This is a genomic window from Amycolatopsis sp. YIM 10 (assembly GCF_009429145.1).
Classification (GTDB): Bacteria; Actinomycetota; Actinomycetes; order Mycobacteriales; family Pseudonocardiaceae; genus Amycolatopsis.
This window is the reverse complement of the sequence record NZ_CP045480.1, coordinates 6,869,572-6,884,409: the sequence shown is the minus strand read 5'-3', so window position 1 is coordinate 6,884,409 and position 14,838 is coordinate 6,869,572. Positions and strand designations below refer to the sequence as shown.

Genomic DNA, 14,838 nt, shown 5'->3' with positions numbered 1-14,838 from the left:
AACGACCCGCAGCGCGGCGCTCGCCTCGCTGTTCCGCCGGTTGCACCGTCGCCCCGTCGGTACGCGTCCGCTGGATCGGACGTGAGAGGAGTGGTCATGGAAGAGAAAACGGACTGGTCGAGACGCAGGTTCCTCGGGATGAGCGCGCTGGGCGTGCTCGGTCTCGCCGCGTGCGAGAGCGGCCCCGCCGCGCCGCAGGTCGACGTCCAGGTGCCCAAGGTGCTGCTCGACGAGGCGGCCGGGCTCCGCGGCGGGTCGGTGGGGATGCTCTCGCAGAAGCTGTACTCGGAGGCCGCGAATCAGGCGCTGGACAAGTCGCTGCAGGTGTTCGCGCAGGCCACCGGCACCACGGTCCGCAACGACCTGGTCTCCGGTGACGCCGGCGACATGGTCGCGAAGATGGACGCCGAGGTGAAGGCGGGCACCAGCCGCGATCTGGCCTTCATGAGCGACCGGCGGTTCGTCGGCCAGCTCCACAACCTCGGCGCCCTCACCGACGTCACCGACGTGGTCGAGGAGATGCGCGCGCTCTACGGGGAGCCCGCGACGGCGTCGACCACCTTCTGCGTGTTCGACGGGCGCTGGTTCGCGATCCCGTACCACTTCATCGCGACCGGGATGTACCTGCGCAAGGACTGGTACGAGGAGAAGGGTCTCCCGCTCAAGCCGCACTACACCTGGGAGGAGCTGCGCGACAACGCGTTGGCGGTCTCCGACCCGGCGAAGCGGCGCTTCGGCTGGGGGCTCACGGTGAACCGCTCCGGCGACGCCAACGGCTTCATCGCGAACGTCATCAACTGCTACGGCGGGGCGATCGCGGACAACACCGGCGAGAAGGTGGTGTTCAACTCGCCGGAGACCGTCGAGGCCGTCGCGTTCCTCGGCGACATCTACACGAACCCGAAGTACGCACCGATGCTGCCGCCCGGGATCGGAAGCTGGACCGACTCGAGCAACAACGAGAACTGGCTGGCCCAGATCCTGGGGCTCACGCTCAACCAGTTCAGCGTCTACGCCGACTCGAAGACAAAGAAGAACCCGGTCTACGCCAACACGCACCCGTTCAACGGCGCCACCGGACCGGCGATCGACAAGCCACTCGCGTACGGCGAGTCCAACTCGTTCGTCGTGTTCAAGGGGGCGAAGAACCCCGACCTCGCCAAGCTGGTGGCGAAGTTCATGGTCAGCGGGAGCGCACTGCTCGGTGTGGCGAAGGAAGCACCGTGCCTGGTCAACCCCTCGTGGGACAAGGTGTGGGACTCGGACCCGTACTACACCAGCGGTGACCCGGCCTTCCCCGCGCTGCGGGAGCAGACCCGCGCGCCGCTCCCGCTGAAAACCACGACCGGCTATGGGTTCCCCCAGACCCCGAGCCCCGGCGAGCAAGCCGCTACCGCCGCCTATCTGCTGACCGACATGATGCAGTCGGTCATCCAGGGCACCCGGCCGGCCGACGCCGTCGCTTCGACCCACGCCCGGATCGTCCAGGTCTTCGAACAGCAGGGCTATCAGCAGTGACGGTCCCGCGTCCGCGCCCGGCGCCGAACGCGTCATCCTCGCTCACCGCTTCGCAGCGGCTGCTCGGGCGCGACTGGCGCCTCGCCGCGGTGTTCATCGGGCCGACGCTGTTGCTGGTCGCAGGCCTGATCCTGTTCCCGATCATCAGCTCGATCTTCACCAGCGCCACGGAGCGCCACGGTGCGGAGACGGCCTTCGTCGGGCTGGACAACTACACGGCACTCGTCGACGACGCCATGTTCCACAAGGGCGTGCTCAACTCGTTCGTCTTCACCGCGTACGCCGAGATCTTCAAGGTGACCTTCGGTCTCATCGCGGCGTTGATGTTGCACCACATGCGCCGCGGCCGGGCGATCATCGCCGGGGTGATCCTGCTGCCGTGGGTGATACCGACGGTCGTCACGGCCTTCACCTGGCGGTCTTTGCTCGACCCGATCTTCGGCAGCGTCAACGTCCTGCTCACCGACTCCGGGATCGGGCCCGCCCTCGCCGCGATCGGGCTCGTCGACTCCTGGCCCGCGGAGTGGCTGTCCGATCCCGCGCTCGCGATGCCGGCGGTGATCCTGGTCAACGTCTGGAAGGGCGTCCCGTTCTTCACGGTGACGTTCCTCGCCGGGCTCAAGGCCATCGACAGCGGTCTCTACGAGGCGGCGATGGTGGACGGCGCCTCGCCGTGGCAGCGCTTCGTGCACATCACGCTGCCGGGGCTGCGCCACGTCATGATCGTGACGGTGCTGCTGTCGTCGATCTGGACGTTCAACAACTTCGACCTGATCTGGCTGATGACCCAGGGCGGACCGGGGGACGCCACCGCCCCGTACGTGATGGTGGCCTACTCGAAAGCCATCCAGCAGCTGCAGCCGGGCGCGGGCGCCGCGGTCACGCTGGTGATGCTGCCGATCATCGGCATCCTCGTGATGATCCTCGTGCGGATGATGCGCCGCAGCGACCAGCCAGGCTCGGGCGAGACGGGGCGCGGGCGGCTGACGCCCGCTCAGCGCAGGGCACTGCCGTGGGTGATCGTCGCGGTCTCGATGCTCGTGCTGGCCTGGGCGTCGCCGCAGATCGTGTGGAAGGCCGCGCTCGTGCTGGGCGTGTTCGTGATACTCGCGGCCGCTGTCGGACGGGTCGTCTCCGCATTCGCAGCGCGGGGCAACCGGCCGGCCGCCCGCTTGGTCGGCGGCGGCGGCACGGGGGTCGCGCTCGTGGGTCTGCTGGGGTTCGTGCTCGCCCCGCTCTACTGGATGACGGTCACGGCCTTCAAATCCGACGACCAGATCGTCGCGCGCACCGACGATCTCTGGCCGACCCCGTGGAGCACCGAGCAGTTCACCAACCTGTTCACCGGCCGGGCGTTCGGTACCTGGTACGTCAACACGATCCTGGTGTCGGTGGCGTCCACCGTGATCGCCCTGATCTGCGCGGCGCTGGCCGGCTACGCGCTGGCACGGCTGAAGTTCCGGGGTTCGGAGAGCTTCACGGTGACGATCCTGCTCACCTACGTGATGCCGGGCGCGCTGCTGTTCATCCCGCTGTATCAGATGATGAGCGGGATCGGGCTCAACGACTCGTTGTGGTCGCTCGTGCTCGCCTACCCCACCTTCACCCTGCCGTTCGCGACGTGGCTGCTCGTCGGCTACTTCAAGTCGATCCCGGCCGACCTCGAGGAGGCCGCGCTGGTCGATGGCTGCACGCGGTTCGGGGCGTTCATCCGGATCGTGCTGCCGCTGGCCAAGCCGGGCCTGCTCGCGGTCGCGCTGTTCACCCTCACCAACGCGTGGAACGAGTTCCTGTTCGCCTTCGTGTTCATCACCGACGACGGCTACAAGACGCTGCCCGTCGGCATGCAGTCGATGATCTTCGGTGACGTCGTGCCGCAAGGGCAGCTGGCCGCGGCCTCACTGCTGATCAGCATCCCGGTGGTGCTCATGTACGGGTTCGGGCAGCGGTTCCTGACCGAGGGCCTCACCGCGGGGGCGGTGAAGGGATGACCGAGCACAGCCTGCTCGTCGATCATCAGGATCGACACCAATCAGGGGCCGGCCGCCGCCACGGAGAACCGGCCCGCCCCGCCCGCTGATCCAGGACGGCCAGCGCACTGGGACGGGGAGTCGAGCCATGACCGGCTGTGGAGCCGAGCGCCCCCGTCAGGCCGGGCCCCGCTCGGCGCGCCACCGCTCGTACTCGGGCCGGGCCTCGTCCGACAGGGGGTAGTAGCGCCGCAGGTCGCCGCCCTCGGCCAGCCGGATCCGGGAGAACTCCTCCCATTCCGCGTGCTCCTGAGCGACGGCCAGCACGGTGGGTGCGAGCTTGATCGGCACCACGACCGCCCCGTCGTCGTCGGCGACGACGATGTCGCCCGGCTCGACGAGCGTGCCACCGCACGCCACCGGCACGTTGACGGCGGCCGGGACGATGTCGGTCTGGGCGTGGAAGTTCGGCGTGGCGCCTCGGATCCACAGCCCGAGGCCGAGCTGTCTGGCCTGGCCGATGTCGCGCAGGCACCCGTCGATCACCACGCCGGCGCCGCCGCGGCCCTTGAAGTAGGTCAGCATCATTTCGCCGAACACGCCGCTGCTCATGTCGCCGCGCGCGTCGACGACGATCATGTCGCCGGGCTGGGCGTGGTACATGACGTGCCGGTGCAGCTGCTTCTCCGGTTCGGCGTACTCGTCGACGGGGTAGAGGTCCTCCCGCTTCGGCAGGAACTGCAGCGTCAGCGCCGGGCCTGCCACGCGCACGCCGGGGGTCACCGAAACCGGGCCACGGATGAACGCGCTGCGGATGCCCATGCGGCTGAGCTCGGCGCTGGCCGTTGCGCTGCCGATGGCCGCGAGGGCCGCACTGAGTTCGGCAGGCGGGCGAACGATGTCGGGCGTCTCGACCACGTCGGTAGCTCCCTGGGGTCCGCGCTGACCGTGACTGGCAGCGGTTTTCGAGCGTAGTGCGGCAAACCTGCTTTCGCGATGTCCGGCGGCTTGCGCATAGGCCGATGATCGGTATATACCGTTCCTGTGACCGACGCCTTGCGGGAACCCACGTTCCTGATACTCACCGCGCTTGCCGGGGAGCCCCGGCATGGCTACGGGATCCTGCGTGATGTCGAGCAGATCTCCGGGGGGCGGGTGCGGCTGCGGGCGGGCACCCTCTACACCGCGCTCGACCGGCTGACCTCGGACGAGTGGGTGGCCGTCGATCGGGAAGAGGTGGTCGACGGCAGGCTCCGGCGGTACTACCGCCTGACCGACCCGGGGGCGGCCAGGCTGGCGGAGGAGATCGAACGGGTGCGGGCCACTACCGGTGTCGCGGAATCACGTCTGCGTGCACGGCTCATCGGAGGGACGGCGTGAGCGAACTCGAGAAGCGGTACCGGCGGCTGCTGAGCCTCTACCCGCGGGACCACCGCGAACAGCACGGCGACGAGATGCTCGGCGTGCTGATCGCCGACGCGGGTGACCGGACGACCCCAGGCTGGCGGGACACCGCCGACCTGCTGTGGGGCGCGTTCCGGTTGCACGTACGGCGTCTGCTCGCGGCCGACGTGCTGGCGATCGTCAGCCTGCTCGGCCCGATCGCGGTACTGGCGGGTGCGGCCACGAGCCTGCACGAGCTGGCCTGGTGGGTTCAGGCGGGCTCGGTGCCGCCGTTCGAGCAGCTCCCCGACGCACCGGTGTGGTTCGTCTGGCTCGGGGTCGCGATCCTTGCCATGGCGGGGAAACGCAGGGCGGCCGCGATCGGCGCCTGGGTGGCCACCGCCGGGCTGATCGTGGTACTCCAGCTGCCGTTCGCGGGCTGGCAGTGGTTCACGGACAAGGCGGGCTGGGTACTGCTCAGCGCGGTCACGGCCTTCGCGCTCTCCATGTCGGACGGGCGCAAGGCCCGGGGCCTGCCCGCGATCGTCACCATGGCCGCGACGGTCCTGGTGATCGTGGGGCTCGGGGTATTCGGCCACCGGGACGAGATCGCCGAGTACGCGGCGCTCGCCGTCCTGTTCGCCGGCGCGGTGCTGGCCGCCGGCATCAGGTCCGCCACCGGATGGCGGGCCGCGCTGGTGCTCTCGGCGCCGGTCGCGACCGCGTTGCTCGCGCGGCTCGTGCACGCCGTGCACGACGGGCCGATCAACGACACGGTCTCCACGCTGATCTTCTTCGGCGCACCGCTGGTGTTCCTGGTCGCCATCGGCGGGCTGGTGCGCCTGCCCCGGCGCACGAGCGTCAGCTAGCGCGGTCGCGGCTGAGCATCGCGGCCGTATGCCAGCTTGCCGGGCCCGGTTTGCCTTACCATGGTGGCGGTCGCATCGCACCTGGGGGCGGTATGGGACAGCTGCACGTCAGTGCCGAGTTCGACGCCATGGCAAGGAAAATCGACGAGATCGCGCCCGTTCTGCGTGCCGAGGCCGAGAAGTGCGAGGAGCAGCGCGCGCTCACCGAAGACGTGGTGCGGGCGCTGGAGAACACCGGGGTGCTGCGGATCGGCATCCCCAGCGAGCTCGGCGGGTACGAGTTCTCGCCGTCGCAGGTGGTGCGGACCATCGAACAGCTGTCGTACCACGACGCTTCCGTTGGCTGGACGGTGATGGCGGTCCAGTTCGTCACCGGCTCCACCGCGGGTTACCTCGGTGCCGAGGCCGTCGCCGACCTGTACCCGGACGTGCCCGCGGGTCGCCACGCGGTCATCGCCGGGCAGGGCACTCGCCTCGGTACCGCGGTGCGAGCCGACGGCGGTTACCGGATCAGCGGGCGCTGGGGGTTCGCGTCCGGTATCCCGCTGGCCACGCACATCCACACCGCCGCGTTCTGCGCGGAGACCGGTGAGGCGCTGGTCTTCACGTTCCCCAAGGAGCTCGCGACGCTCGTCGACAACTGGGACGTGCTCGGCCTGCGCGCCACGCACAGCATCGACTACGTGTGCGAGGACGTGTTCGTCCCCGCCACGCACGCGTTCGCGGCCACCACCATGGAGAACGTGCACGGTGGCGCGATCTACCGGCTGGGCCTGGTGAACCTCGCCGCGGTCGTGCACAGCGGCTGGGCGCTCGGCGTCGGGCGACGGCTGCTCGACGAGCTGAAAGCCTTGGTGGCGGCCAAGACCGGCACGCACGACGCGGCCGTGGACACCGGGTGGTTCCACGCCGCCTACGCGCAGGCCGAGGCGCGGTTCCGGGCGGCCCGCGCGTGGGCCATGGAGGTGTGGGCGGACAACGAGGCGACGCTGGACCGCGGCGAACACCTGAGCACGGAACAGGAAACCCTCACCCGGCTGATGCTCAACAACACCACCTGGTCCGTGCACGCCGTCGGCGACACCGTGCACCAGTGGGCCGCGACCACCGCCGTCCGGCGGGGCGACCTGCAGCGCTACCTCCGCGACCTCGACACGGGCACCCAGCACATCACGTCCGGACCGGTCGTGCTGCAGAAGTGCGGGGCGTCGCTGGCGGGGCTGGCACCGGGCGCCCACTGGCACTTCCTGGACCTGGTGCCGGACTGACTCAGGGGCGATGGGCCTCCGCCCACGGCAGCAGGCGGCGTTCCACGTACGCGAACCCGTAGAACAACACGATGCTCATGACACCGAGCAACCCCATGGCGGCGAACGCGAGCGCGGTGTCGGCGCTCGCGCCGGACGAGACGATGACGAAGCCGAGCCCCGAACTGGCACCGACGAACTCGGCGATCACCGCACCGATCACGGCCAGTGTGATCGCCGTCTTCAACCCGACGAAGACCTGCGGCAGGGCGTACGGCAGCCGCAGCTTCAGGTACTCCTGGCGGCGGGTGCAGCTCAGCGAGCGCATCAGCTCGACCAGCTCGGCAGGCGTCGACTTCATCCCGGACGCCGTGGAGATGACCACCGGGAAGAAGCACACCAGGAACACCAGGAGGACCTTCGGCGCGGGACCGAAACCCATCCACACCACCAGGATCGGTGCGATGGCGATCTTGGGGACGGCGTTCAGCGCCAGCAGCGGCGGGTAGATCGTGCGCTCCAGGATCGTGGAGCTCACGATGAGCAGCGCGAGCGGAATGCCCACCACGACGGCCAACCCGAAACCCTGGACGGTTTCCAGCAGCGTCACCCAGGCCTGCCCGAGCAGGTAGCCCGGGTACTCGCCGAAGGCGGCCACCACGTCACCGGGGCTGGGCAGCAGGAACTCCTCGATCGCGAACACGACCGTGGCCAGCCACCACGACGCGAGCACCACGAGCAGGCCGAGCATCGGCAACACGACCGCGGCCACGCGGCGGCTCATCCCGTCACCTCCAGCAGGTCGTACAGCTCACCACCCGCCGCGGCCACCCCGGCGGCGCGCGCGGTCCTTGGCCGGGGGAGGTCGACGTCGACGATCTTGCGGAGCCTGCCGGGCCGGGGGGTGAGCACCACGACCCGGTCGGCGAGCACGACCGCCTCATCGACGGAGTGCGTCACGAACACGACCGTCAACGGGCGCTCCCGCCAGATCCGTTGCAACTCGGCGGAAAGCTCGGTCCTCGTCAGCGCGTCGAGCGCGGAGAACGGCTCGTCCATGAGCAGCACGCGCGGGTTCTGGACGAGCGAGCGGCACAGCGACACCCGTTGTTGCATCCCGCCGGACAGCTCGTGCGGCAGCCGTCCGGCGAACTCGGCGAGTCCCGTCAGCTCCAGCAACTCGTGCGCGTGCGCGGTGTGGCGCCGCTGGTCCAGGCCGAGGACCTCGACCGGCAGCAGCACGTTGGCCAGCACCGAGCGCCACGGCAGCAACGCGGGCCGCTGGAACATCACGGAGATGTCGCGGCGGGGCCCGGTCACCGGTTCCCCGGCGACGAGCACCCGCCCGCCCGTCGGCGCGAGCAGCCCGGCGACGATCCGCAACAGCGTCGACTTCCCGCAGCCGGACCGGCCGATCACCGCGACGACCTCGTGCTCGCGCACGTCGAAGTCGATGCCGTCCAGGGCGGGCACGCGCCCGGCCTTCCCGTCGAAGACCCGCGACACCCGCTCCACGACGATCATCGAGCGCCCGGCACCAGGTCGTAGTCGACGATGTCCGCCGACCGCAGCGACCCGTCGGGGATCGCCCGCGCCTCGACGAGCAGGTCGATGACCGTCGCGACCCGGCTCTCCTCGACCGCGCCGAGCGGCCCGGTGAACCCGTCCGGTCTCGTGTACCCGGCCATCAACCGCATCTCGGCGGCGGCCACCTCCGCGTTCTGCGTCGGGTGGTACTTCCGGAGGATCCTGCCCGCCTCCTCGGGGTTCTCGATGGAGTACCGCAGCGCCTCGAGCAGCGCGCCGCTGAACCGCCGCACCAGCTCGGGGTCGCGGTCGGCCAGTTCCCGCGAGGTGACCAGCATGTTGCCGTACAGGTCGGGCAGGAGATCGCCGTAGGGCAGGACGACCGCGCTGCGCCCGTTCGCCGCCGCCTCGATCAGCGGCCGCCCGACGACGAACTGGCCGATCCCGTCGACCTGCCCGGACACCAGCAGCTGCGGCAGGGCGGGCGGCGCGGACGGCACGAACTCGACCGACCCGGGATCGATGCCCGCGGCCCTGGCGTACAAGGGGAACATCAACCCGACGGTGGACCCGGCCGGGTCACCGATCCGCTTGCCCGCCAGGTCGGCGGGCCCGGCGATCCCACCGCCCACGAGCCCGATGATCGCCGCGACGGTGCGCTGGTGGATCGCCGCGACCGCGGTGACCGGGAGCTTTTCCTTGGCCACCGTGATCATCGTGCCGGTGAGGTCACCGATTCCGAAGTGCGCGCGCCCGCCTGCCACCAGCTTGAGCACGTCCACCGTGCCATTGCCGGGGTTGATGGTGACGTCGAGCCCGGCCTCGGCGAAGATCCCCTTCTCCTGTGCGACGAACGCGTACGCGTCCCGACCGAACGTGCTGAACGACGTCAGATAGGTGACCTTGGCGGAACTTTCGGGCCCCGGCTCGTCTCCGCAGGCGACGAGCGCCGAAACCGTAATGATCACAAGGAAAGCTGAACGAATCGACCGCATCGGCGGCCTCCTTCCCCAGGGTGCTCCAACCAAACAGCAATGGTGGAGACCGGGTCAAGGGGGTCGCTTCGGTCCATTGTGGACAAATGCCGGTCGGTCGGCCACCCCGCCACGATCTACATGCGCGAGCGAGGCGAGAAGCGGCTGCAGCGCAAGCTCGCGGACACGACCCGGAAGCTGGACAACATCCTCCGCAAGCCGAAGACGCCGACCCTGCCGATCCGTTCACCCACGGCCTGCGGCAGCGCTACAACGAGCTGAACACCGAACGGCAGGCTCTGCTGGACGTCATCGCGGACCTGGACCGCCAGGATGGCCAAGAGCCCGACCGGCCCAGCGCCGGTCAGCTCGGCCCCCTCGACGCATTGCCGCACCTGGCGATCAATCTGGACCGGGCGCCCAGTGAGCTACTCGACCGCCTGTTCGACCTGACCCAGCTCACCATCCGGGTGCACTACGCCACCGACGAAGCGACGCTCCAAGTCACCTCGCCCGGCGAGCTGGCGAGCGCGGTAACCGAAATCGACCGGACGATAGAGGAGTAGACGCCCGAACAGGCCATCGCAGGCGACAGAACCGCAGGCCAAGGCCTGTGTGCATCCTGCACCTGCCCCAGCGCGGGCGTGCAGTTCATGCTGCACATCAAAGGTGCGATGACTGCCGAGGTCTCCTCGCGCTATGACCTGATCGGCGTGGATCCGAGGGGCATCGGGCGGAGCGTGGCGATCGACTGCGCGTGGCCCATCGGACATATGCTGACAACGGTCGCACCCGGTCGTGGCCGGCGCCTCGTCAGGTGGTCGGCATGTTCCACGTCTGGTTCGGGCCCCCGACACAGTCCCACACCTGTAGTCGGCGACCATTGGTCGCATCACCCTCGGCGAGGTCCAGGCAGCGTTTCGACCACGCGTTCTGGTATTGGTTCGTGCCGGTGCGGATCCATCGCTGGTTGTCGCCGCCCCAGCACGGATGCGTGGTGAGCCTCGCGCCGTTGCCGATGGTCTCCGCGGGCTGGTCGAGGCATTCGTTGCCGATTCTGAGCTTCCCGGCCGCGGTGAAGGTCCAGCGCTGGTTGCTTTCGTTCCGGCAGTCCCAGATCTGCACGGCGGCCGTGGCGTTGTCGCGGTCGACGCACTTGCCTGTCCCGTTCCAGTTGATCGCACCGACGGCCTGGTCCGGCCCGCTGGGCGCGCTTGCCCATGCCTTGCTCAGTCGCCGGAACGTCAGCGACTCGATCCGGACGGTGCCGTTGTTGGCGTACGCCCGGATACCGAGGCTGCGGCTCGACGAGTCGAAGTCGACGTTGTCGGTGACCGAGATCCTGCCGTCGTTGCCGAAGGTTTCCAGTTGCCCGCGATCGACGAGTATTCGCAGCCTTACCCGGTTGTCGATGGGTGGCATGGCGGCGTCGGCCAGGGTCTGCCGGATCCGGTCGTAACCGATCGCCGCGTCACGTGTGCCGTCGTCCCGCCGGTGCAGTTCGAAGCCGAAGTCCGTGGCTGTGGCTCCGGTCAGGTCGTAGGTCGCCTCGATCTCGTAGGTGTCCGCGGCGATGCCGTTGAACGGGTTCGTCGCGATGTCGTTCGAGATCGTCAGATTGCTCCAGGTCTGTGCCGGCTGACGGATCGACGAAATCTCGTGCACGGGGTCGCGGGTCACCCGGAGGCCCTCGCCCGCGAACGTTCGAAGCGCGAGTCGCGCCGGGAACGACGCGTTGCCGGTCCAGGTCGCGCCCTTGTTGCCGGGTTGCCAGAACATCTGGATCACCCGGTCGTCGGGCAGGTTGGTGAAAGTGAGGCCGGCGTAAGCGGTGCCGTCGAAGCTGGTGCGCCCCACGTCGAGGCGTTGTGGTAACGACCAGCCGGCGTCCGGCACGAAGACGCCCGCGCTGTCGAGTGCGCCCACGACGTACTCGCCACTGGCGTCCTGCAGGACCCACTTCGGGTTCGCGGTGTTCCCGTCGACCGGCAGTTGGTAGAGGTCCGGGCACTCGAACAGCCAGTCGGCGCGGAACTCGCCGCCATGGGTCCAGTCGAGCAGGTTCGCCGAACTGTAGAACTTCGCGACGTTGCCGCCTTCGTTGCCCCAGAACACCATCCCCCAGCGCTTGCGTGCGTCGTCCCAGAACACCTTGGGGTCACGGGATTCGAACGGGGTGGAGATCACTTTGGCACCGCCGTTGTACATCCGGAACGTCCTGGCGCCGTCGGTGCTGTAGGCGATGGACACGCCGTTGGTGTTGGTGAAGAGCAGAATGGGCGCGTCGGCACCGGTTTTGAGGCCGGTGACGTTGTTGGTGTCGACCCAGCCGCCACCCGAGAACAGGGTGGCGTCGTGCGTGCCCGGCTCCAAGGCGATCGGCTGTTGTGTCCAGTGCACGAGGTCCGTACTGGTCGCGTGACCCCAGTGCATCGTGTCCCAGTGCAGACCGTGTGGATTGTGTTGGTAGAAGAGGTGGTAGGTCCCGTTGTAGTACAACGGCGCGTTCACGTCGTTCATCCAGCCACCCTGCGAACTGAAGTGGAACTGGCCGCGGAACGGCTCGTTGTAGTCGGTCGCGTCGTAGGGATATTCCGGGTAGGGCGCGGCCTGCGCCGTGGGCCCGGAGATCGCGGAGATCGCGGCGAGGATCGCCACTGCCGACAGGAGAGCGGTGAGGCGCTTGACGGCAAAGCTGCGCATGGGAGTCTCGCTTCACGTCGATGGGAAGGGAACTCGCTTCGGTTGACGGGCATTTCCTCTTACGTCAACGTTGACGTAACGCGCCGCCGGACGCGATGAGGTTCTTGTCGGGCTGGGTTTGCTACAGCGCTTTTGCTACGTCATCGTTGACGCTAGCTTTGTGGCGGAAGTTACGACAAGCCGCCGTTATGCAAGCGTTACTCGGGATGGGCAGGCGTCATGGATTCACGGGGTGCCCGGCGGGAGCCGACCATGCGGGAGGTCGCCGCGCTCGCCAAGGTCAGCACGAAGACGGTGTCGCGCGTGATCAACGACCTGCCCGGGGCCGGCCCCGAGGTGGTCGAACGAGTCCGTGCCGCCGCGCGCACCCTCGGCTACCGGCCCAACCTGTCCGCCAGCAGCCTGCGCCGCTCCGACCGGCGCAGCGCCACCATCGGGGTGCTGCTGGAGGACCTGTCCAACCCGTTCGACTCCGCACTCCTGCGGGCGGTCGAGGACCTGGCGCGGAAGAACGACGTGCTGGTCCTGGCGGGCAGCAGCGAGGACGACACCGGCCTGCAACGCGAAATGCTCACCTCACTGGCCACCCGCCGAGTCGACGGCATGGTCGTCATGGCCGCCGGCGGCCACCAGGACGCGCTGCAGCAGGAACGTGAGCGCGGCATGCGCATGGTGCTGGTCGACCGGCCGCCGACGTTCCAGGGCACCGACAGCGTCACCACGACCAACCGCGACAGCTCGCGGGAAGCCGTGCTCCAGCTCGCGGGCCTCGGCCACCAGCGCATCGCCTTCCTCGGCGACCGGCAGACACTGTGGACGAGCCAGGAGCGCTACACCGGTTACCTGGAAGGGCTCGCCCACGCCGGACTGACCCTGCGGGAAGAACTCGTCCACATCGACCTGTACGGTCCCGACGCCGCGGTAACCGCCACGGCATCCCTGTTCGATCTGAACGAGCCGCCGACCGCGCTGTTCACCGCGCAGAACCTGGTCACCGTCGGCGCGATGCGATCACTGCGCGACCGCGGCCTGCACCGCCGGGTCGCGCTGATCGGCTTCGACGACTTCCCGTTGGCCGACATGCTCGAACCCGGTGTCACGGTCCTGCGCCAGGATGTCCCCGCCCTCGGCCGGAAGGCCGCGGAACTGATCTTCGACCGCATCAAGGGCGACCAGTCCCCGCCGACGCACGCCGTCATCCCGGCCACCCTCATCCGCCGAGGGTCGGGAGAGATCCCACCGCCATCTCGCCGCTCCTGACCAGCGCCGGCTCGGCAAGAACGGAATCGGTCGAGGCTGAAGCCCAGAGGACACGAGCCGCCGCGCGGCGCGGGAAGAACGTCGTGTTGGCCTTGGACAGGTGTTTGATCGCGAACTGGACGTCTTCGGCGCTGGCGGGTTCGCTCGGCTTCTCACGTGGGCTCCGGGGTCGGGGTGACCACCCCAACGAGGCGAAGCCGTCCCGCTGGCGTGCCTGACGATGCTCCGCGGCGAGGAAATGACACGGCTGCTGCGAGAGACCGACCCGACCATCGAAGAGGCCGTGCGGCGGGCCGGTCTCTCGCGGCCGGAGCCGGGCCGGCAATTCGTTCCGGGAATGCGTCGGCGTCACCCCGCGCCGCTGCCGAGCCACCCGCCACGGCGGTGGCCTCTGTGGCGGTGCCCGGTGCGACACTGGAGCGCCCCCAGTCGACCGGGAGAATGATGTTGCGAAACCACTTCGCCGTGCTGGTCGTGCCAGCTGTGCTGATGACCGCGTGCGGCACCGAGCCCCCGACCACCACGCCGCCCGCGCCCGCCACTTCGTCGTCCTCGCCGTTGCCGGAGCTGCGCACGGAACTCGACGCGATCGGCATCCTGCTCGCCGCTTGCATCCCCCGCCTCACAGGCCAGCCGGTCGATCCGGTGGACAACTGCGCCAACCTGATGCCCGACGTGTCCGAGGTGATCGGCAAGGTCGAGCAGCAGGCAGACCGGCTGCCCGAGGCAGCACGCGGCGCGGTCGGCGAGGTTCGCAGGCAGCTCACCGAGATCGCGCCCTGTGAGCCTTGGTTCGCCGCCGGCGGGCAGACCGGCGACGGGCAACTCGACGCGCGCTGCAACCAGGCATGGGACCAGCTCTACGCGAGCTACGCCACCGTGCGGAAGGCCGCCTGAGGAGGGCGCGCCGCCTGCTGATCCGCGAGGCGGTACCGACGTCGTTCGGCCGCCTCGGCGATCGGCGGCTTGGTGTCCACACAGGACAGCCGGAAACCGCCGGACGCCTCTCCGGTGTCAATGCACCCACCGGCAGCCACACGTTCACCTACAACGACCGCGGCGCGCTGCTGACCGGCACCACACCCGCGGGAACCACGAGCGAATACACCTATGACTCCGCCGGTCGCCTTGCCCAGCGCAGCGACACCACCGGCGTCGCGGCCTCCACCTACACCAACGACCGCCTCACCAGCCAAACCGACCCCGCGAGCGGCACCACCCAACCAATCGGATACGACGCGGCGGGCGCTCGACACCGGGCCAGCGGTGGGCGCGGTGCCGGAGGTACCGGCCACCTGGTTCGCGAAGGCTTGCCACGGTTTCCGAGTTTGTGGCCACCCTGGTAAGGGCAGCGTGAACCGGCTGAGTGGAGTAAGTCCCGGAGTTC

Annotated in this window: 14 protein-coding genes; 9 read left to right on the top strand and 5 right to left on the bottom strand. The window is 69.1% G+C overall.

Annotated features, from left to right (window positions below; translation table 11 throughout):
• Window positions 1-96: 96 nt before the first annotated feature.
• Both YIM_RS32380 and YIM_RS32375 read left to right on the top strand, forming a co-directional pair.
• Window positions 97-1,518, top strand: coding sequence for an ABC transporter substrate-binding protein (locus YIM_RS32380; RefSeq protein ID WP_153033934.1), 1,422 nt, complete (start codon window positions 97-99; stop codon window positions 1,516-1,518).
• Window positions 1,515-3,509 carry an ABC transporter permease subunit gene (locus YIM_RS32375; protein WP_153033933.1) on the top strand — a complete coding sequence of 665 codons (1,995 nt, stop codon included), beginning with the start codon at window positions 1,515-1,517 and terminating at the stop codon, window positions 3,507-3,509. Before YIM_RS32380 ends, YIM_RS32375 begins: the two co-directional genes overlap by 4 nt.
• 156 nt (window positions 3,510-3,665) lie before the next feature.
• Here the strand turns inward: YIM_RS32375 and YIM_RS32370 are convergent, their stop codons facing one another.
• The gene (locus YIM_RS32370; protein ID WP_153033932.1) at window positions 3,666-4,406 is read right to left on the bottom strand and encodes a ribonuclease activity regulator RraA; all 741 of its coding nucleotides are present in this window, start codon (window positions 4,404-4,406) and stop codon (window positions 3,666-3,668) included.
• A 126-nt stretch (window positions 4,407-4,532) separates the two neighbouring features.
• Here YIM_RS32370 and YIM_RS32365 point away from each other — a divergent pair, with 126 nt between their 5' ends.
• The 3 genes from YIM_RS32365 (at window position 4,533) to YIM_RS32355 (ending at window position 7,008) form a co-directional block, all read left to right on the top strand.
• Complete coding sequence (locus YIM_RS32365; RefSeq protein ID WP_228004142.1) at window positions 4,533-4,868, top strand: PadR family transcriptional regulator; 336 nt, start codon at window positions 4,533-4,535, stop codon at window positions 4,866-4,868.
• The gene (locus tag YIM_RS32360) at window positions 4,865-5,740 is read left to right on the top strand and encodes a hypothetical protein (RefSeq protein WP_153033931.1); all 876 of its coding nucleotides are present in this window, start codon (window positions 4,865-4,867) and stop codon (window positions 5,738-5,740) included. The genes YIM_RS32365 and YIM_RS32360 overlap by 4 nt, the downstream gene beginning before the upstream one ends.
• A 92-nt stretch (window positions 5,741-5,832) precedes the next feature.
• Window positions 5,833-7,008 (top strand): acyl-CoA dehydrogenase family protein, encoded by a 1,176-nt coding sequence (locus YIM_RS32355; RefSeq protein WP_153033930.1) that lies wholly within the window; start codon window positions 5,833-5,835, stop codon window positions 7,006-7,008.
• Between the two features lies 1 nt (window position 7,009).
• Here the strand turns inward: YIM_RS32355 and YIM_RS32350 are convergent, their stop codons facing one another.
• Genes YIM_RS32350 through YIM_RS32340 form a run of 3 tightly spaced genes read right to left on the bottom strand, consistent with a single transcriptional unit; the run spans window position 7,010 to window position 9,482 of the window.
• Complete coding sequence (locus YIM_RS32350; RefSeq protein ID WP_153033929.1) at window positions 7,010-7,771, bottom strand: ABC transporter permease; 762 nt, start codon at window positions 7,769-7,771, stop codon at window positions 7,010-7,012.
• On the bottom strand, window positions 7,768-8,511 hold the full coding sequence (locus YIM_RS32345; protein ID WP_153033928.1) for an ABC transporter ATP-binding protein: 744 nt from the start codon (window positions 8,509-8,511) through the stop codon (window positions 7,768-7,770). The genes YIM_RS32350 and YIM_RS32345 overlap by 4 nt, the downstream gene beginning before the upstream one ends.
• Window positions 8,508-9,482 carry an ABC transporter substrate-binding protein gene (locus YIM_RS32340; RefSeq protein WP_228004141.1) on the bottom strand — a complete coding sequence of 325 codons (975 nt, stop codon included), beginning with the start codon at window positions 9,480-9,482 and terminating at the stop codon, window positions 8,508-8,510. The genes YIM_RS32345 and YIM_RS32340 overlap by 4 nt, the downstream gene beginning before the upstream one ends.
• Before the next feature lie 113 nt (window positions 9,483-9,595).
• On the opposite strand from YIM_RS32340, the gene YIM_RS32335 reads away from it, so the two are divergent.
• Window positions 9,596-10,054 (top strand): hypothetical protein, encoded by a 459-nt coding sequence (locus YIM_RS32335; protein WP_153033926.1) that lies wholly within the window; start codon window positions 9,596-9,598, stop codon window positions 10,052-10,054.
• A gap of 247 nt (window positions 10,055-10,301) precedes the next feature.
• Here YIM_RS32335 and YIM_RS32330 read toward each other — a convergent pair whose 3' ends face one another.
• On the bottom strand, window positions 10,302-12,191 hold the full coding sequence (locus YIM_RS32330) for a ricin-type beta-trefoil lectin domain protein (protein ID WP_194239826.1): 1,890 nt from the start codon (window positions 12,189-12,191) through the stop codon (window positions 10,302-10,304).
• A gap of 219 nt (window positions 12,192-12,410) precedes the next feature.
• Between YIM_RS32330 and YIM_RS32325 the strand changes: the two genes are divergently transcribed.
• The 3 genes from YIM_RS32325 (at window position 12,411) to YIM_RS49880 (ending at window position 14,797) form a co-directional block, all read left to right on the top strand.
• Window positions 12,411-13,451, top strand: coding sequence for a LacI family DNA-binding transcriptional regulator (locus YIM_RS32325; RefSeq protein WP_153033925.1), 1,041 nt, complete (start codon window positions 12,411-12,413; stop codon window positions 13,449-13,451).
• A gap of 441 nt (window positions 13,452-13,892) precedes the next feature.
• Complete coding sequence (locus YIM_RS32320) at window positions 13,893-14,348, top strand: hypothetical protein (RefSeq protein WP_194239825.1); 456 nt, start codon at window positions 13,893-13,895, stop codon at window positions 14,346-14,348.
• A complete protein-coding gene (locus YIM_RS49880; protein ID WP_153033923.1) occupies window positions 14,300-14,797 on the top strand; it encodes an RHS repeat domain-containing protein in 498 nt (165 codons plus the stop codon). Before YIM_RS32320 ends, YIM_RS49880 begins: the two co-directional genes overlap by 49 nt.
• The last annotated feature ends 41 nt before the right edge of the window (window positions 14,798-14,838 follow it).

What these genes read in the sequence shown, in the direction of transcription:
- YIM_RS32380 (WP_153033934.1), top strand. Translation starts at nt 97, where the DNA reads ATGGAAGAGAAAACGGACTGGTCGAGACGCAGGTTCCTCGGGATGAGC.
- YIM_RS32355 (WP_153033930.1), top strand. Translation starts at nt 5,833, where the DNA reads ATGGGACAGCTGCACGTCAGTGCCGAGTTCGACGCCATGGCAAGGAAA.
- YIM_RS32350 (WP_153033929.1), bottom strand. Translation starts at nt 7,771, where the DNA reads ATGAGCCGCCGCGTGGCCGCGGTCGTGTTGCCGATGCTCGGCCTGCTC.
- YIM_RS32345 (WP_153033928.1), bottom strand. Translation starts at nt 8,511, where the DNA reads ATGATCGTCGTGGAGCGGGTGTCGCGGGTCTTCGACGGGAAGGCCGGG.
- YIM_RS32335 (WP_153033926.1), top strand. Translation starts at nt 9,596, where the DNA reads ATGCCGGTCGGTCGGCCACCCCGCCACGATCTACATGCGCGAGCGAGG.
- YIM_RS32330 (WP_194239826.1), bottom strand. Translation starts at nt 12,191, where the DNA reads ATGCGCAGCTTTGCCGTCAAGCGCCTCACCGCTCTCCTGTCGGCAGTG.
- YIM_RS32325 (WP_153033925.1), top strand. Translation starts at nt 12,411, where the DNA reads ATGGATTCACGGGGTGCCCGGCGGGAGCCGACCATGCGGGAGGTCGCC.
- YIM_RS32320 (WP_194239825.1), top strand. Translation starts at nt 13,893, where the DNA reads ATGATGTTGCGAAACCACTTCGCCGTGCTGGTCGTGCCAGCTGTGCTG.
- YIM_RS49880 (WP_153033923.1), top strand. Translation starts at nt 14,300, where the DNA reads ATGGGACCAGCTCTACGCGAGCTACGCCACCGTGCGGAAGGCCGCCTG.